The organism is Amycolatopsis sp. NPDC104775 (assembly GCF_055583325.1).
In genome coordinates this window covers 1,546,502-1,564,281 of the sequence record NZ_JBVJOE010000001.1, presented here as the reverse complement: position 1 = coordinate 1,564,281, position 17,780 = coordinate 1,546,502, and the positions used below count along the sequence as shown (strand labels likewise).

General features: G+C 69.0%; 14 protein-coding genes. 5 read left to right on the top strand and 9 right to left on the bottom strand.

Going from position 1 to position 17,780, the window contains the following annotated elements; all coding sequences use genetic code 11:
* Window positions 1-557 precede the first annotated feature (557 nt).
* Genes ACZ63D_RS06845 through ACZ63D_RS06835 form a run of 3 tightly spaced genes read right to left on the bottom strand, consistent with a single transcriptional unit; the run spans window position 558 to window position 5,134 of the window.
* Complete coding sequence (locus ACZ63D_RS06845; protein WP_465353320.1) at window positions 558-2,111, bottom strand: GMC family oxidoreductase; 1,554 nt, start codon at window positions 2,109-2,111, stop codon at window positions 558-560.
* On the bottom strand, window positions 2,108-3,634 hold the full coding sequence (locus tag ACZ63D_RS06840) for an APC family permease (protein ID WP_465353319.1): 1,527 nt from the start codon (window positions 3,632-3,634) through the stop codon (window positions 2,108-2,110). The genes ACZ63D_RS06845 and ACZ63D_RS06840 overlap by 4 nt, the downstream gene beginning before the upstream one ends.
* A gap of 30 nt (window positions 3,635-3,664) precedes the next feature.
* A complete protein-coding gene (locus ACZ63D_RS06835; protein ID WP_465353318.1) occupies window positions 3,665-5,134 on the bottom strand; it encodes an aldehyde dehydrogenase family protein in 1,470 nt (489 codons plus the stop codon).
* Between the two features lie 208 nt (window positions 5,135-5,342).
* Here ACZ63D_RS06835 and dxs point away from each other — a divergent pair, with 208 nt between their 5' ends.
* The gene (dxs, locus tag ACZ63D_RS06830; protein ID WP_465353317.1) at window positions 5,343-7,259 is read left to right on the top strand and encodes a 1-deoxy-D-xylulose-5-phosphate synthase; all 1,917 of its coding nucleotides are present in this window, start codon (window positions 5,343-5,345) and stop codon (window positions 7,257-7,259) included.
* 174 nt (window positions 7,260-7,433) lie between these two features.
* Here dxs and ACZ63D_RS06825 read toward each other — a convergent pair whose 3' ends face one another.
* Entirely contained in the window at window positions 7,434-8,057 is a 624-nt protein-coding gene (locus tag ACZ63D_RS06825; RefSeq protein WP_465353316.1) for a hypothetical protein, read from the bottom strand.
* Between the two features lie 182 nt (window positions 8,058-8,239).
* Here ACZ63D_RS06825 and ACZ63D_RS06820 point away from each other — a divergent pair, with 182 nt between their 5' ends.
* The 4 genes from ACZ63D_RS06820 (at window position 8,240) to ACZ63D_RS06805 (ending at window position 10,821) form a co-directional block, all read left to right on the top strand.
* Complete coding sequence (locus ACZ63D_RS06820) at window positions 8,240-8,866, top strand: cupin domain-containing protein (protein ID WP_465353315.1); 627 nt, start codon at window positions 8,240-8,242, stop codon at window positions 8,864-8,866.
* 55 nt (window positions 8,867-8,921) lie between these two features.
* The gene (locus ACZ63D_RS06815) at window positions 8,922-9,782 is read left to right on the top strand and encodes a LysR family transcriptional regulator (protein ID WP_465353314.1); all 861 of its coding nucleotides are present in this window, start codon (window positions 8,922-8,924) and stop codon (window positions 9,780-9,782) included.
* Window positions 9,783-9,889: 107 nt separating this feature from the next.
* On the top strand, window positions 9,890-10,024 hold the full coding sequence (locus ACZ63D_RS06810) for a hypothetical protein (protein ID WP_465353313.1): 135 nt from the start codon (window positions 9,890-9,892) through the stop codon (window positions 10,022-10,024).
* Window positions 10,025-10,083: 59 nt separating this feature from the next.
* Complete coding sequence (locus tag ACZ63D_RS06805; RefSeq protein WP_465353312.1) at window positions 10,084-10,821, top strand: hypothetical protein; 738 nt, start codon at window positions 10,084-10,086, stop codon at window positions 10,819-10,821.
* A gap of 46 nt (window positions 10,822-10,867) precedes the next feature.
* On the opposite strand, the gene ACZ63D_RS06800 is transcribed toward ACZ63D_RS06805, so the two are convergent.
* The 5 genes from ACZ63D_RS06800 to ACZ63D_RS06780 are packed head-to-tail and all read right to left on the bottom strand — an operon-like array spanning window position 10,868 to window position 17,760.
* The gene (locus tag ACZ63D_RS06800; RefSeq protein WP_465353311.1) at window positions 10,868-12,316 is read right to left on the bottom strand and encodes a purine-cytosine permease family protein; all 1,449 of its coding nucleotides are present in this window, start codon (window positions 12,314-12,316) and stop codon (window positions 10,868-10,870) included.
* Window positions 12,316-13,722, bottom strand: a complete 1,407-nt coding sequence (locus tag ACZ63D_RS06795) for an aminobutyraldehyde dehydrogenase (protein WP_465353310.1) — start codon at window positions 13,720-13,722, stop codon at window positions 12,316-12,318. The genes ACZ63D_RS06800 and ACZ63D_RS06795 overlap by 1 nt, the downstream gene beginning before the upstream one ends.
* Window positions 13,719-15,362: a thiamine pyrophosphate-binding protein gene (locus ACZ63D_RS06790; protein WP_465353309.1), complete on the bottom strand. Its 1,644-nt coding sequence runs from the start codon at window positions 15,360-15,362 to the stop codon at window positions 13,719-13,721. Before ACZ63D_RS06790 ends, ACZ63D_RS06795 begins: the two co-directional genes overlap by 4 nt.
* Entirely contained in the window at window positions 15,359-16,312 is a 954-nt protein-coding gene (gene speB, locus ACZ63D_RS06785; protein ID WP_067579433.1) for an agmatinase, read from the bottom strand. The genes ACZ63D_RS06790 and speB overlap by 4 nt, the downstream gene beginning before the upstream one ends.
* Entirely contained in the window at window positions 16,309-17,760 is a 1,452-nt protein-coding gene (locus tag ACZ63D_RS06780) for a sodium:solute symporter family protein (protein ID WP_465353308.1), read from the bottom strand. The genes speB and ACZ63D_RS06780 overlap by 4 nt, the downstream gene beginning before the upstream one ends.
* Window positions 17,761-17,780 lie beyond the last annotated feature (20 nt).

Genomic DNA, 17,780 nt, shown 5'->3' with positions numbered 1-17,780 from the left:
GCACGTGGTTCCCGCTCGCCGACGACGATGGCGTCGTCCCGGGCGCGGCTCGCGTCCTCGTCGGTGGGTTCGTCCTCGGCGAGCAGCGCGAGCAGGTTGGGGTCAGCGAGCGGCAGATGGTCCACGATGCCGCCGCGCCAGCTGGTTACCGCCGTCGCTGTGCCGTCGGCGAGGGTGAGCCGGTGTACCTGCGGCGTGCCGCGGTCGGCGCGATCGGACAGGAAGAACAGCGTGCCCGAGTCCGCGGACCAGCGTGGCCGGGATTCCGTCGCGGTGTCCGCAGTGGCTCGGCGCGACGGGGCAGTGCCGTCGGTGTCGACGAGCCAGAGTTCGGTGTCGAGGTGGTCACCGGCCCGGCTGAGCGGAGTAAGGACGTAGCAGAGCCGGTGGCCGTTCGGGGCGAGGGCTGGGGTCTGCGGTGCGCGACCATCAACCACGAGTTCGGCGGTCAGACCAGACATGTGCCCAGTCTGCCCACCTCGCTAGTGCACCACGGTGCCCTCGAACGCCGACGGCGGGCGGTAGGGCCAGCCGGGACCCCACCACCCGCCGGACGATCAGCCGCGGTCTTCCTTGAGCAGGTCCGCGCATTTCTCGCCGATCGCCATCGTCGTGATGCACGGGTTCACCGTGACGAGGAACGGCATCACCGAAGCGTCGGCCACCCGCAGGCCGTCAACGCCGCGGACGCGCAGGCGGGCGTCCAGGACCGCCTCCGGGTCGCCGTCCGCGCCCATCCGGGCCGTGCACGCGGGGTGGTACACGGTGTTGTGCGTTTTGCGCAGGTAGTCGGCGATCTCGTCGTCGGTCGTGCAGTCGCGGCCCGGCGCGAGTTCCACGCCCGCCCATTCGTCGAGCGCGGGCTGGGCGGCGATCTCGCGGGCGAGCTTCACGCCGTAGGTCATCACGCGCATGTCGTACTCGTCGGTGAAGTAGCGCGGGTCCACGCGGGGCTTGTCGCGGAAGTCGCGGGTGCGCAGCCGCACGGTGCCGCGGGAACGGCTGCGCGTCACGTTCGGCGTGAGGCAGAAGCCGTTCTCGGTCGTCGGGTAGCCGTGCCGGACGGTGTTCAGGTCGAACGGCACCGAACCGTAGTGGAACATCAGGTCCGGGCGGTCCAGGCCCTCTTCGGTCATGGTGAAGATGCCGATTTCCCACCACTGCGTGGATTCGGTGACCATCGGCTGCAGGGCGTCCCACATCACCAGGCCCTCGGGGTGGTCCTCGAGGTTCGAGCCGACGCCCGGCGAGTCCACGAGCACCTCGACGCCGACCTCGCGCAGATGCTCGGCGGGCCCGATGCCGGACAGCATCAGCAGTTTCGGCGTGTCGATCGCGCCGGAGCTGACCACGACCTCGCGGCGCGCGGTGATCGTGCTGTGGTGGATCAGGTCCGGCTCCAGCACCTCGACGCCGGTGCAGCGGCGGCCGTCGAACAGCAGCCGGCTCGCCCGGAGGCCGGTGCGGATCTCCAGGTTCGGCCGCTTGCCCATGATCGGGTGCAGATAGGACACCGACGCCGAAGACCGGGTGCCGTCCTCGCGGGCGTTGATCTGGAACCAGTTCGCGCCGTGGGTGACGGTCTTGCCGGAGTTGAACTCCGTCGTCGGGATGCCCGCCTGGGCGCACGCGGACAGCAGCGCCGCGCCCGCCGGGTCCTTCGGCGGGACCGACCGGATGGTGACCGGGCCCGAGCGGCCGTGGTGGTCGCCGGGGCCGTCGTTGGTCTCCAGCCGTTGGTACAGCGGGAAAATGTCCGCGGCCGACCAGCCGGGCAGGCCCAGCGAGGCCCATTCGTCGAGGTCCTCGGCCGGGGCCCAGAACGCGATGCACGAGTTGTGCGACGAGCAGCCGCCGAGCACCCGGGCACGGGCCTGGCGCAGGTAGGAGTTGCCCGCCTCCTGCGGTTCCACCAGGTAGTCCCAGTCGTAGCCGGATTCCAGCAGGCCCATCCAGCGGGTCAGCTCCAGCACCTCCGGCACGTCCGCGTCCGACGGCCCGGCCTCGAGGAGGCAGACGGTCACGTCCGGATCCTCCGACAGCCGGGCGGCAACCACCGATCCGGCTGTGCCGCCGCCGACCACCACGTAGTCGAACTCGCTTGCGCTCACCGGGAAACCTCCTCATCGGGCGCGGGGGCGGCGGCGTGGTCCGCCAGCACCCCGACCTTGTGCCGTTGCACGAACCAGTAATAGGCGAAGCCGCCGGCCGCGAAGACGCCGACGAACAGCACCGAAATCCACTGCAGGTACCAGTGGAAGGGCGGGGAAGCGTTGTAGATCTCGTTGCGGGGCCAGGCCAGGTTGACCGTCATCGCGCCGCCCCACAGCACCGCGAGCACGTTCACCGGGAGACCCCAGCGGCCGAGGGAGAACCGGCCGGCCGGCGTGCCCTCGCGCGGCCAGCGCCCGCGCAGCCTGCGGATCAGCATCGGCACGGTCACGAGGAGGTAGGACAGGTAGATCAGGATGATCGCGAGGCTGGTGACCGCGGAGAAGATCTGCGTGGAGTTGATGTTCAGCACCAGCAGCGCGATCGCGAGCACGCCGATCACGATCGCGGGCAGCACCGGGGTGCCGGTCTTCTTGTTGACCCGCGCCAGTTTCCGGCCGCCGGGCAAGGCGTTGTCCCGCGCCATCGCGAAGGCGATCCGGATCGCTGCGGTGTGCACGGCCAGCACGCACACGGTGATCGCGATGAACACGACGAACAGGAACACGCGTCCGATGGCCGGGCCGAGCGCGTCGGTGAGCACGTACTGCAGGCCGACCGTGCCGAGTTCCGGCGCGTGGATGTTGCCCACGGCCATGAGTGCGAACAGGATGATCAGCCCGCCCAGCACGAAGGAGGCGACCAGTGCGCGCAGGATCGCCTTCGGCGCGTTGCGGTGCGGGTCCAGCGATTCCTCGCCGAGCGAGGCCGCGGTGTCGAAGCCGTACATCACATAAGAGGAGGCGATGCCGGCGATCAGGAACGCGCCGAGATACCCGGATGAATGCCCGGCTTCGGTGCCGTTCGTCTCGGTCACCACCGACGGGCCGCGCACGAAGTGGAAGGCCAGGAACACCACCAGCAGCACCGCGAACAGCAGTTCCACGAACACGCCCGCGCTGTTGATCCGCGCCATCAGCTTCACGCCGAACGCGTTGACCAGCGTCGTGAAGACGATCAGCACGGTGGCCAGCAGCACGCCGTTGGCCGCGTCGCTGGTGCCCGTGCCGTCGCCGATGAACTGGAAGAACGACGCGATCTGCGGCAGCGTCCGCTGGTAGGCGAGCGCGGTCGCGGAGATCGAGACGATCGAGGCCAGCAGCATCATCCAGCCGGCCATCCACGCGATGTGCGGGTTGCTGAGCTTCTTCGCCCAGTTGTAGACCGACCCGGCGACGGGGTACTGCGCGGCCAGTTCGGCGAAGCAGAGCGCCACCATCAGCTGCCCGACGAACACCGCGGGCCAGGACCACCAGTAAGCGGGCCCGCCCTCGGACAGGCCGAGGTAGGACAGCTGGAACACCCCGGTCAGCACGGAGATGTAGCTGATGCCGGCAGCGAAGGTGTGGAAACTGCCGAGCGTTCTCTTGAGCTGGTTGGTGTAGCCGAATTCGCCGAGTTCGCGATCGCCGGTGTCGCTCAAGGGCAGGGGTCCTTTCGGTGGGGGAGGGGATCAGCCGGAGAACCAGTGCTGGGGGCCGGGCTTGAGGTTCTGGTGGATGTGCTTGACCTCGGTGTATTCGGCCAGGCCGGTCGGGCCGAGTTCGCGGCCGAAGCCGGACTGCTTGTAGCCGCCCCATTCGGCCTGCGGCAGGTACGGGTGGTAGTCGTTGATCCACACCGTGCCGTGCCGGAGCCGGTTCGCCACGCGCTGGGCGCGGGCGGCGTCTTGGGTGAACACGCCGCCAGCCAGGCCGTAGTGGGTGTCGTTGGCGATGCGGACCGCGTCGTCCTCGTCGGTGAACGTCTCCACGGTCAGCACCGGGCCGAAGGATTCCTCGACGACCGCGGTGCTGCCCTGTTTGACGTTGTCGAGGATCGTCGGCAGGTAGTAGAAGCCGTCCTGCAGCGCCGGATCGTCCGGACGCTTGCCGCCGGTCCGCAGCACCGCGCCCTCTTCGAGGGCGGTCGCGACGTAGCGCTCCACCTTCTCGCGGTGCGCGGCGGAGATCAGCGGCCCGGTCTCGGCGTTCTCGTCGAACGGCCCGCCGAGGCGGATCCGCTCCGCGCGCCGCACGAGTTCGTCGACGAACTCGTCGTGCCATTCCTGCTGCACGATCAGTCGCGCCCCGGCCGAGCAGACCTGTCCGGAGTGCAGGAACACCGCGGTGAGCGCGTAGTCGACGGCGGTCTCGAAGTCCGCGTCGGCGAACACCACGTTCGGGTTCTTGCCGCCGAGTTCGAGCGCGACCTTCTTCACCGTCGCCGCCGCGTTGGCCGCGATCACCCGTCCGGTGGCCAGTCCGCCGGTGAACGACACGAGGTCGACGTCGGGGTGCTCGGACAGCGGAGCACCGGCCGTCGGGCCCGCGCCGAGCACGAGGTTCGCGACGCCACCGGGCAGCCCGGCCTCGGCGAGCAGCCGCATGAACAGGATCGAGGTGTGCGGCGTCAGCTCGCTCGGTTTGAGCACGAACGTGTTGCCCGCGGCCAGCGCCGGGGCGATCTTCCACACGGTCTGCAGCAGCGGGTAGTTCCACGGGGTGATGAGGCCGCAGACGCCGACCGGTTCGTGCACGATCCGGCTGAACGAGTCCGCGCTGCCGGTGTCCACGACCCGGCCCGCGTCGTTGCCCGCGAGCTTGCCGAAATAGCGCAGGCAGGCCGCGATGTCGCTCATGTCGTACCGGCTTTCCACCAGGCGTTTGCCGGTGTCGAGCGATTCGGCGCGGGCGAATTCCTCGGCGTCGCGGTCGAGCAGGTCGGCCGTGCGCAGCAGCAGGTTTCCGCGTTCGGCGGCGGGGGTAGCCGGCCAGGGTCCGGTGTCGAACGCCCGGCGCGCCGCGGCGATGGCGGCCTCGGTGTCTTCCGCGGTCGCCTCGGCGACCTCGGCGACGAGGCTGCCGTCCGCGGGGCACCGGATCTCGCGCCGCCCGCCCGCGCGCGCGTCCACCCATTCGCCGCCGATGTACAAGTCAGCCATGGAGTCCTCTCGGGATCGGGGTCCGTCCGGGATTATCACGGCCACTCGGGGTGACCGCGACTTGACCGACCGGCCTCGTGATCTTCCCCGCTCGTGGAGTTGCGTCCCGGCTGGAGCTGTGATCCGGGACGCGGGCGGCCGGACCCGGGTGGCGGCCGTCCGTAGACTGGCCGGAACCGGCGGAGGAAGAAACGGACGGGGTGGAGCGGTGACCATGCTGGACTCGGTGCACGGACCGGCGGATCTGAAGCGCATGAGCGTCGAGGACCTCGGCGAGCTGGCGGCCGAGATCAGGGACTTCCTCGTGGACAAGGTCCGCCGCAGCGGCGGGCACCTCGGTCCCAACCTGGGCGTCGTCGAGCTGACGCTGGCGCTGCACCGGGTGTTCGACTCGCCGCGCGACGCGATCGTGTGGGACGTCGGGCACCAGGCGTACGTCCACAAGATCGTCACCGGGCGGCACGGCGAATTCGACAAGCTGCGCCAGCAGGGCGGCCCCACCGGGTACCCGTGCCGCGGCGAGAGCGAGCACGACCTGGTCGAGAACAGCCACGCGTCCGCCGCGCTGTCCTATGTGGACGGAATGGCGAAGGCGTTCGAGCTGTCCGGCGGCCCGCGCAGGCACGCGATCGCGGTGGTCGGCGACGGCGCGCTCACCGGCGGCATGTGCTGGGAGGCGCTCAACAACATCGCCGGGCGCAAGGACCGCCCGGTCGTGATCGTGGTCAACGACAACGGCCGGTCGTACTCGCCGACCATCGGCGGGATGGCCGACCACCTGGCGTCGCTGCGGCTGCAGCCGGGCTACGAGCGGCTGCTGGACGGCGGCCGCGAGCTGCTGCGCAGCACCCCGGTGGTGGGCAAGCCGATCTACGCCGCGCTGCACGCGGCCAAGGCGGGCATCAAGGACGCGCTGAGCCCGCAGGTGATGTTCTCCGACCTCGGCTTGAAGTACCTCGGCCCGGTCGACGGCCACGACCTGGTCGCGCTGGAGAAGGCGTTCCAGAGCGCGCGGGCGTTCGGCGGCTCGGTGATCGTGCACGTGGTCACCGAGAAGGGCCACGGCTACGCGCCCGCGGTGAACCACCAGGCCGACCAGATGCACCAGACCGACCCGATCGACCCGGAGACCGGACTGCCGCCGGTGAAGGGTCCCAGCTGGACCGGCGTGTTCGGCGACGAGCTGGCGAAGATCGGCGAGGAGCGCAAGGACGTCGTGGCGATCACCGCCGCGATGCTGCGCTCAACCGGGCTGGAGAAGTTCTCCGAGCGCTTCCCGGACCGCTGGTTCGACGTCGGCATCGCCGAACAGCACGCGGTGACGTCCGCGGCCGGGCTCGCGATGGGCGGCTGCCATCCGGTCGTCGCGTTGTACTCGACGTTCCTGAACCGGGCGTTCGACCAGGTGCTGATGGACGTCGCCCTGCACCGCCAGCCGGTGACGTTCGTGCTGGACCGCGCGGGCATCACCGGTCCGGACGGCCCGAGCCACCACGGCATGTGGGACCTGTCGCTGCTGGGCATGGTGCCGGGCATGCGCGTGGCCGCGCCGCGCGACCCGGGCACCCTGCGCGAGGAGCTGCGCGAGGCGGTCGCGGTGCAGGACGGGCCGACCGCGCTGCGGTTCTCGAAGGGCAGCGTCGGCCCGGACGTGCCCGCGGTGGAGCGGATCGGCACGGTCGACCTGCTGCGCCGCCCGTCGGGTTCGACGGACGTGTTACTGGTCGCGGTGGGTCCGTTTGCGCAGCTGGCGCTGGAGGCCGCGGACCGCTTGGCGGACCAGGGCATCGGCGTGACGGTCGCGGACCCGCGCTGGGTGGTTCCGGTGCCCGCGGAGCTGGTCGCGCTCGCGGAACAGCACAAACTCGTGGTGACGGTCGAGGACAGCGGACGGCACGGCGGTTTCGGCTCGGCGCTGGCGGCGGTGCTGCGGGACGCCGAATGCGACGTCCCGCTGCGCGACCTCGCGGTGCCGCAGGCATTCCACGACCACGGCACCCGGGCCGAAGTGCTGGACCGGATCGGCCTGACCGCGCAGGACGTGGCGCGGCGGATCACCGAGTGGGCTTCGGACCGCCTCGGCTCCGACGTGGAGGAAACCGCGGGGGAGAAACCCCGCGCTTGAGCGGAGTTGCCTCTGGTCGGTGGTGTTCCAACGTGGGGAAAGCGCTGAGAGAAGCTCCGCGCCTGAGTGGAGTTGCCTCCGGTTGGTGGTGCTCCCACGTGGGGAAGCCGTAGAGCGAAGCCCCGCGCCTGAGCGCTTGACCGGCGGGTTCCCGGGAACGGGGACCCGCCGTGCTCATTTTTCCGAGGCTTCGCCGGTGAAAGTCTCGTCGATGTCCGGGATCCAGTAGCAGATTTCCAAGGTCTTCATCCTCGACATCTGCCACACCTTCCGGCCGCCGCCCAGCGCACCGGTCGCGCCGAGCAGTGCGAGGACCGCGGCCCCGGCGGCGATCAGCCGGTGCGGTCCGGTCGCGGTCTGGACGAGCGCGACGACCGTGGCCAGGACGAAAGCGAAGGCGATGTTGCGCAGCATGACCGACTGCGCGCGCATCCGGACGATCTCCCCGGCCGCGTCCTTGTCGTGCAGTTCGGCCGCGGCGAGAAGCAGTGCCGGGTTGGCCTGGAGGTAGGCGCGGTCGCGTGCCTGAGGAACCTCGGCGGCGAATTCCCGTCGAGCTTCCTCCGCGTCCTGCCTGGGTCGCAGCCGGTCCAGTTGCCGGGCCAGCGGGTGGAAGAGATGCCCGAGCAGATAACTGGCGATCACGGCACCGGCGGTCAGTAGTACGCCCGGGGCGGTGGCCAGCGCGGCGACGTGCAACACGCCCAGTCGGTCGAGCACGTAGACCAGCAGCGACAACTGCACCGCTCCGGGAACGGCGAAGCTGAACAGGTCGAAGATGCCGACTGCGAACGTCACGGATCGCCTCCCGGACAGGGGGTTTCGGAGATCGAGATCGTCCCACAGCCGCGCAGCGCGTGTACCGCGTTCGCTCATCGCCATGCGCGATAGCAGTGATCCACGCCGGGCTCTTTCCGTTCTTCGCGTTTTCGGAAGAATCAGAGGCAGCAGATCTTCCTCGGTTCTGGAAAGGCGGAATAATGGCGGAAATCAGCAGGCGGGGCGCGCTCGGGGCGGGTGCGGGAATCGCTGCGGCGACCGCGTTGGGCGCGACCGGAACGGCGCGGGCGAGCACCGGGAAACCGGCGAAACCGGGGTACGTTTTCCCGCTCGCCACATCCGAACCGGCCGTCCATGACGGCGGCACGCTGCGCGGAGCCCACGAGAAGAACTTCCCGGTGCTGGCCGGTCAGCAGGGCTCGGTGTACCTGGTGCACCTCGACCCCGGCGGCATGCGCGAACCGCACTGGCACCCGTCCGCGTGGGAGCTGAACTACATCATTTCCGGCAAGGCTGACTGGAGCATTCTCGGCACGCACCCGGACGGCAGCTATCACAACGAAGTTTTCAGTGCGAAAGCCGGTGAGCTCGTTTTCGCCCCGCAGGGATTTTTCCATTATTTCGCGAATTCCAGCACCACCGAAGGCCTGGACGTGCTCGTCATGTTCAACACCAGCACCGGGGAGCCGAACGACGACATCGGCATCGTCGGGACGCTGAACTCGCTGCCGAGGGAGATCCTCGCCGCCGCGTTCGGGGTTCCGGTGTCGGCGTTCGCCGCGGTCCCGAAGGACCTCAAGCCGGTGGTGATCACGCGCCGCCGGTAGTGGCAGTGCCCACACCTGGTACACGACTGGGTACCCAGAGTGGTACTCCGGAGTAGTGATCGATCCGGTGCTGCTGCGCACTTTTCTCGCTGTGGCCGAGGCGGGCGGGTTCTCCGAAGCCGCCCGCCGGCTGGATCTCGGGCAGTCGACGGTGAGCCAGCACGTCCGCCGTCTCGAAACGGCGCTCAGCTGCGTGCTGTTCGAGCGCGACACGCACAGCGTGCGCCTCACCGGCGACGGCGAGACGATGACCGGTTTCGCCCGCGGCATCCTCGACCAGCAGGACCGCGCACTGCGGTATTTCTCCCGGCCGGGCCCGCGCGGGCGGGTCCGGTTCGGGGTGTGCGAGGACTTCCTGCTCGGCCACGCCGCGGACGTCCTCGGCCGCTTCCGCGGCGCGCATCCGGGGATCGACCTCGAACTGTCGGTCGAGCTGAGCGAGGTGCTGCATTCCCGGCTCGCCGACGGAGACCTCGACCTGGTGCTGGCCAAACGCGATTCCGGCCAGGGAGTGCGCCGGGACCCGCTGGTCTGGGTGGGCGCGCCCGGGCTGGAACTCCTCCCGGGCGAACCGGTTCCGCTGGTCCTCTACCCGGAGCCGAGCGTCACCCGCGCCCGCGCGCTGACCGCGTTGCGCCAGGGCGGTGTCGAATGGCGGATCGGCTGCGTCAGCGAACGGCTCAACGGCCTGCGGGTCGCACTCGAAGCCGGACTCGGGGTGGGCTTGTTCGCGGCGTCCGTGGTCCCGGCCGGGCTGGTCCCGATCAGCGGGCTGCCCGATCCGGGATCGGTGACTTTCGTGCTGAGCCACCGGGGAACGGCGCGGGGTTCGGCGGCGGCGTTGGCGGACACGATCCTGTCGGCTCAGTGGAGCCGATCTGACCGGGGATTACCTGTGGTTCCGGGGAAGTCCTGACCGCCGCTGTGTCGCTCATGCCGATGACCGGAAGAAAATAAGGAGCCCCAGGCGCTTGCAAGCAGAGGCGACCCTGGGGCGTTCGAACAAGACGATAGCATCAAGCGGTGTCGTCTGTCGACGTAGACCGAACCGTGGTTTGGCACATGCTGTCCGAACCGAGGATGGCCCCCTACCTGGCTGAAGCGGGAGGGGATCGCGACCTCGCGCTCGACCTGTACGCGTGGAGCGCGCGGATGTAATCGGCTGCTTTTTTGGCAGTCGGTCATCTAGAAGTGTTGCTGCGCAACGCTCTCGACCGGTGTTTGGCTTCTGGACGGGCTTGCTGGGGCCGAAGTACGAACAGCTTTGGCGGGAGTGTTTGCGGCACGCCTTCCCTCATTCAAATGGCACCCGCAAGCAGGTTGTCGTCGCGGCCGAACGGGTTCGCAAGTTCCGAAACCGGCTGGCACACCACGACTCGACGATCAATGTGGACATCCCCTTCGAGATCCGGAAGCTTTTCGAGCTGGCCTCGTACATCGACGGTGACGTGGCACGGTGGTTGGAGCAATGCAGCTCCGCGATGGATATCTATGCCGAGCGCCCGGTGGCGGCTGAGGACACGGTGGTGGTTCCCGCGAAACACGCTTGGCCGCTCTACGAGGGCGTGCGTGCTTACGTATGCCAATCCGGCCGTTCGTTTCGCCCGGTTCAGCGGGTCGCCTTCTGCTCCGGTCGCGAGATCAAGCAGGATGTTCCGGCGATTGTCCACCGCCGGGATGGTGTCGAGTGGACACCTGAGTCGGCCAGTCGGCTGCGATCATCTGACGACCGGTTCGATCGTAAGATCGCTGCGGTGATCGAAGCTTCTGCTGACGTCTGGCACCATGGGCGGTACCAGGTGTTTTTGCTGACGAAGCCGGCTGATCAGGACCATCGACAGCTGAGTGCACCTCTCCCGCACCGCGGCAGCGGCCGAGGCTCGGCTTTCGTGCAGAGCCAGCGATATGTATCGCTTCACGCATTGGAAACAGCTCGGTCGACAGCTGATTTGTGAATAAGGACGGCGGGCTCCGGGGCCAGGGAAGCCGCCGCCCCCACCCTCACGCTTCGGCAGCCACCACTTCCGCTGGGATAGCCGAAGAAGGCCCGAAGACCTCCCGAGGCTCCGGAAACACTTTCACCAGCACCGGATACGCCACCGCCGCCGTGCACAGCGTCACCACCAGGCTGATGTCCACTCCGCCCGCGATGCCCGCCAGCGGTCCGGTGATCATCGGGGTGTTCGCGCACAGCAATCCCAACGCGGTAGCCGGGATCCAGGCCGCCATCGCGCGCCAGTTCACGCCCCGGTGGAACCAGTACCGGCCACCGGTGCGGCCTTCGTTGAACACCTGCAAGTCGGCCGGGTCGTAGTAGCCGCGGCGTTGCACGTAGCCGATCATCATGATCACCATCCACGGCGACGTGCACAGCACGATCAGAGTCGCGAACGCGTTGATGCTGGACACCATGTCGAGCACGAAATTGCCTACGAAGATGAACAGTACGCTCAGCGTCCCGATCAGCAGCGTCGCCCGCACCCGGGACAGGCGCGGGAAGATCGAGCTGAAATCCAGTCCGGTGCCGTACAGCGCGGTGGTGCCGGTGGACAGTCCGCCGATGAGCGCGACCACGATCAGCGGGATCGCGTACCAGAGCGGGGAAATCGCGGTCAGGCCGGTGACGTAGTCGGCCGGATCGGCGACCAAGGTCGCGGTCGCGATGCCGAAGCCGAACGGCAGCAGCGTCGCGAGCTGCGCGAGGAACGGCGCGGCCAGCAGCGAGCGGCGCGAGTGGGTGGCGGGGATGTAGCGCGACCAGTCGCCCAGGAACGCGCCGAACGAGATCGGGTTCGCCATCACGGTCAGCACGGCGAGGATCCAGGTCGGCCAGAACGTGCCGAGCGCGAAGTTGCCGCTGCCGGTGAACGACGGGTCGAACGAGCCGCCGTAGGCGAAGATCCCGACCAGCATGATGAGCGTGCCCAGCGTGACGGCGACGCGGTTGACCAGCAGCATGAAGCGGTAGCCGTAGATGCACACGACGAGGACGGCGATCGCGATCACGCCGTAGGCGACCGCGCGCAGAACGGGGCCGCCGTGGATGCCGAAAAGCCGTTGTGCCGCACCGGCTACCGCGTCGCCGCTCACCCACACCGAGATCGCGAAGAAGGTGATCGCGGTGAGCAGCGACAGGAACGAGCCGACGCACCGGCCGACCACGCCGAAGTGCGCGCCGGACGAAACCGCGTTGTTGGTTCGCGTGATCGGGCCGAACAAAGCCATCGGGGACAGCACGAGCGCGCCGAGCACCACGCCCACGACGGTCGCCGCGAGCGCGGCCCAGAAGCTCAGCCCGTAGGCGATCGGGAGAGTGCCGAGGATGATCGTGGCGAACGTGTTGGCCCCGCCGAACGCGAGCCGGAACAGGTCGCGCGGACGGGACGTCTGCTCGGCGGGCGGGATCGGCGCGATGCCGTGCTGTTCGACCTCGGTGACCTTGCCGCCCATCACTCGAACCTCGTCATCACGTGCTTGACCCGGGTGTACTCGGCGAACGAATACGCCGAGAGGTCCTTGCCGTGCCCGGAGTGGCCGAACCCGCCGTGCGGCATCTCGGCGGTCAGCGGGCCGTGGGTATTCACCCACACACAGCCGAAATCGAGGTCGCGCGACACCCGGGCGACCCGGGCGACGTCGTTCGTCCAGACCGAGGAAGCCAGGCCGTACGGGACACCGTTGGCCAGCTCCAGCGCTTCTGCCTCGTCGGCGAACGACTGGACGGTGATCACCGGTGCGAAGATTTCCTCCTGGACCAGTTCGTCGTCCTGGCGAAGGCCGGAGACGACGGTCGGCGCGAGCTGGAAGCCCGGTCCGGTCGCGGTGCCGCCGGTTTCGACGCGGGCGTGCGACGGCAGCCGCTCCAGCAGGCCGAGCACGCGGTCGAGCTGAGCGCGGCTGTTGAGCGGGCCGTAGTCGACGTCCGGACGCCGGGTCGCGGCCGTTTTCGTCAGCGCGGCAACGAATTCGTCGTGGACGCTCTCGTGCACCAGCACTCGGCTGCCCGCGGTGCAGTCCTGTCCGGCGTTGTAGAACGCGGCGTCGGCGATCCGCTCGGCGGTGTCGGCGAGATCGGTGTCTGGGAAGACCAGCAGGGGAGCGTTGCCGCCCAGTTCCAGGTGGGTGCGCTTGAGGTCGGCCGCGGCGACGGTCGCCACGTCGATGCCCGCCCGCGTCGAGCCGGTGATGGACACCAGGTCGGTGATGGGGTGCCGGACCAGCGCGCGGCCGGTTTCCCGGTCGCCGCACACGACGTTGAACACGCCCGGCGGCAGGAATTCCGCCGCCGTTTCGGCCAGCAGCACGGCGGTGGACGGGGTGGTTTCCGCGGGCTTGAGCACCACGGTGTTGCCCGCGGCGAGTGCCGGGCCGATCTTCCATACGGCCATCATCAGCGGGTAGTTCCACGGCGCGATCTGCGCGCACACGCCGATCGGCTCGCGGCGGATCACCGACGTGTGCCCGGGCAGGTACTCGCCCGCGCCGGTGCCTTCGAGCTGCCGGGCCGCACCGGCGAAGAACCGCAGCGTGCTCACGCACTCAGGGATTTCCTCGTCCAGCATGACGGAGCGGACCTTGCCGGTTTCGCGGACCTCGGCGTCGGCGAACTCTTCCGCACGCGCTTCCAGCGCGTCGGCGATCTTGAGCAGAGCTTCCTGGCGCTGCGCGGGAGTGCTGCGCCGCCACGACTGGAACGCGCGCGCCGCCGACTCCATCGCGAGGTCGATCTCGTTCCGCCGCGAAACGACGCTGCTGCCGAAGACCTTGCCGGTGGCCGGGTTGGTCAGTTCGAGGGTGGCCTCGGTGTCGGGGGTGTCGACCAGCGCGCCGCCGACGAAGTTGCGGATGTGGGTCACGAGTGCTCCAAATGGGTTGGGGCGAACATCTTCAGCAGCGCGGGAAGCACGACGACCGAGGGACCCGGCGTGCGCAGCGCTTCGGCGAGGTCGGTGCGGACACTGTCCACAGTGGTCTTCCGGGCGGGGATGCCGAACGACTCGGCCAGCGCGACGAAATCCGGTCGCGGCAGTTCGGTCGCGGTGGTCTGGCCGAACGCACCGGTGAGGTACTCGCGCAGGATGCCGTAGCCGCCGTCGTCGATCACGAGCCAGGTCACGTCGAGTTGGTGCTGCACGGCGGTGGCCAGCTCGGCCAGTCCGTACATCGCGCCGCCGTCGCCGGAGACCGCCAGCGACCGCACGCCTGCTGCCGCGGCGCCGATTGCGCCGGGAAGGCCGTAACCGAGGCCGCCCGCACCCTGCGCGGTGTGGATCGGCGCGCCGTCCGGGTTCCAGGCCGACCACGCCCAGTAAGCCGCGATCGTCATGTCCCAGAAAGTTTGCGTGCCTTCGGGAAGCGCGGCGCGGAGGTCGTCGATCAGCTTCCGTTCAAGCGCAAGCGGCTGACTGTCCAATCTGGACTCCACGCGCGCCAGCAGGTCCTTCACCGCCGCTTCGGCTTGTCCGTCCGCGGTTCGCGGGGTGAGCTGGTCCAGCAGCGCGCGGAGAGTGTGCCGGACGTCGGCGTGCAGCGCGAGCGCGGGGTAGTTCGACTCCAGTTTCCCGAGATCCGCTTCCACCTGCACGATCCGGCCGCGTGGCGCGAACTCGCGGTAGTTGCTGGACAGCTCGCCCAATCCCGAGCCGAGCACCAGGAGGACGTCGGCGTCGGCGAGGAATTCCGTGGTGTGCCAGTCTTCCAGCCACGATCGCGCGGACAGTTCGTGGTCCCAGGCGAAAACGCCCTTGCCGCCGAACGTCGACACCACTGGTGCGCGCAGGGTTTCGGCGAGCTGGCGCAGCTCGCCGTGCGCGCCGGACCGCAGTGCGCCGCCCCCGGCGAGAATCACCGGATTCTTCGCTGCCTCAAGGAGTTTTGCGGCTTCGGCGACCAGCTCCGGCAACGGTTCGAGCGGGGCCGGAGCCGCGGTGACGCTGGTCAGCGGCGGCAGCGTGGTTCCGGCGAGCAGCACGTCCTGCGGGATTTCCACCCACACCGGCCCGTACGGCGCGGTCGCGGCCGATTCCCACGCCTCGCGCAGCGCGGTCGGGATCTGGCTGATCGAGCGGACCACGTGCACCGACTTCACGACGTCGCGGAAACTGGCCTGCTGGTCCGGCAATTCGTGCAGGTAGCCGTGCCGTCCGCCGCCGAGCCCGGCGACCGGGATCTGGCTGGAGATCCCGAGCACCGGCACCGAGGCCGCGCGCGATTCCTGCAGCGACGCCAAGGTGAGCAGCGCGCCGGGGCCGGTCGACACGATCATCGGCGTGACCGGCACCGGGCCGTGCGGATCGGCGGCGAGCCGGGCGCGCGCGTGGCCGTCCGCGGCGAAGGCGAGGTTGTTCTCCACCCGCGAGCTGACCACGCGCAGGTCTTCCGCGCGGCGCAGCGCTTCGAACAGGCCGAGCGCGTGCTGTCCGGGCAGGCCGAACACGGTGTCCGCACCGAGCGCCCGCAGCGTTTCTACGACAACGTCGCCGCCGATCCGGGTCATGCGTCGCGTCCCAGCGCCAGCAGGCTGACCAGGTCGTAGGCGACGTGCGAAGCGGCGACTGCGGTGATCTCGGCGTGGTCGTAGGCCGGGGCCAGCTCCACGACGTCCGCGCCGACCAGGTTGAGCCCGCGCAGGCCGCGCAGGATCTCCAGCAGTTCTCGGCTGGTCATGCCGCCGGCTTCGGGAGTGCCGGTGCCGGGTGCGTGCGCGGGGTCGAGCACGTCGATGTCCACGGACACGTACAGCGGACGGTCGCCGATGCGCTGCCGAAGCGCGTCCACGGTCTCGTCGATGCCGCGGCGCAGTACGTCGCCGGAGGTGACGATGCCGAAACCGAGGCGTCGGTCCTCTTCGAGGTCACGCTTGCCGTACAGCGGGCCGCGCGTGCCCACGTGCGACACAGCGCTGGTGTCGAGGATGCCTTCTTCGACCGCGCGACGGAACGGCGTGCCGTGGGTGTACGGCTCACCGAAGTAGGTGTCCCAGGTGTCGAGGTGAGCGTCGAAGTGAAGCAGCGCAACGGGACCGTGCTTCTTCGCCGCCGCGCGCAGCAGCGGGAGCGCGATGGTGTGGTCGCCGCCGACGGTCACCAGCTTCGTCTCGCCCGCAGTAAGCGCTTCGGCTTCCTGCTGCAGCTTCTCGATCGCTTCGCCGATGTGGAACGGGTTCACCGCGATGTCCCCGGCGTCCACGACCTGCTTCTCGGCGAACGGCGAAACGTCCAGACCCGGGTGATACGGCCGCAGCAGCCGGCTCGCCTCGCGAAGCGCCGAAGGACCGAACCGAGCGCCGGGGCGGTAGGACACGCCGGAGTCGAACGGCACGCCGACTACGGCTACGTCGGCGCTCGGCACTTCGTCAATCCGCGGCAGCCGCGCGAAGGTCGCGAAGCCGGCGAAGCGCGGGATCTGCGACGAGTCGAGCGGGCCGACCGGACGCTGTTCACTCACTGGGTCAACTCCTGTCGGTTTTCGGATGCGCTGAGATCTTCAGCGGCTTCGGAGCCATGCAAACGTTGTGTCCACACGGAAAGAATGCTGTCCGGCGTACGCGGTGTCGCGAGGCTGACGCCGACGTACACGACCAGGCTGACGCCGAGGCCCCAATAGATCGGACTGTTGGCCGCGACGCCGTCGATGATCATGAAGGCGATGACGGACACCGTCCCGGCGACCATTGACGCGTACGCGCCTTCGCGAGTACCGCGCTTCCAGAACAGCGCGCCGATGATCGTGACGAGCAAGCCGCCGACGAGGATGTCGTACGCGATGGTGAGCGCGTTGACGACGTCGTCCACGAGCATTGCGATACCGATGGCCACGATGCCCAGCACAAGTGTCGTCACTCGGTTACGCAAGACCTCGCCACTCTTAAGGCCGACCTTGCGCAACAGGTCCGAAGTCGTCGTGGTGGCGCACGCGATCAGCGCACCGCTGGACGTCGACATCAGCGCGGACAGCGCGGCAGCGAGCACGAGGCCGCGTACGCCAGTAGGCAGCAGCCGTTCGGCGATGGTGGCGAAGGCGTCCTGCGCGCTGCCGAGATCCGGGTACAGCACCTTCGCCGCCGTACCGATCAGCGCGCCCGCGATGCCGTAGACGAGGCAGTACACGCCGGAGATGACACCGCCGCCGGTCGCGACGCGCGGGGTCCGCGCGGTGAACACGCGCTGCCAGATGTCCTGCCCGATCAACAACCCGAAGGTGTAGATCAGGAAGTAGGTCAGGATCGTCTCGCCGCCGATCGAGGTGAACTCGAAGTACGACGCGTCCAGCTTTTCGGCCATCCCGCTGAAGCCGCCCGCCGAGACGAGCGCGACCGGCAGCAGCACGAACAGGATGCCGATCGTCTTGATCACGAACTGCGCGATGTCGGTCAGCGTGATCGACCACATGCCGCCGAGCACCGAGTACAGCACCACGATCGACCCGCCGATCGCGATCCCGGCCCAGCTCGGGATCGAGAACAGCACCTTGAAGATCGACGCGAACGCCAGCGTCGAGGTGACCGTGAGCATCAGCGTGTAGCCCCACATCACCACGCCGGACACCGCGCTCGCGCGGCCGCCGTAGCGCAGGTCGAGCATCTCGCCGACGGTGTAGACGCGCAGTTTCACCAGCCGCCGCGCGAAAACCGCGTGCAGCACCAGGATGCCGACGCCGATCGTGATCACCAGCCACGCGCCGGAGATGCCGTAGGTGTAGCCGAGCTTCACGCCGCCGACGGTCGACGCGCCGCCGAGCACGACGGCCGACATCGTGCCGGAGTACATGAACCAGCCGAGCCGCCGTCCGGCGACCAGATAGTCGGATTTCGTCTTGGCCAGCCGGAGGCCGATCCAGCCGACCCCGATCATGCCCGCGATGTACAGCGCGATCACCGCATAGTCGCCGCCCACGGGTCCTCCTTGAAACGGGG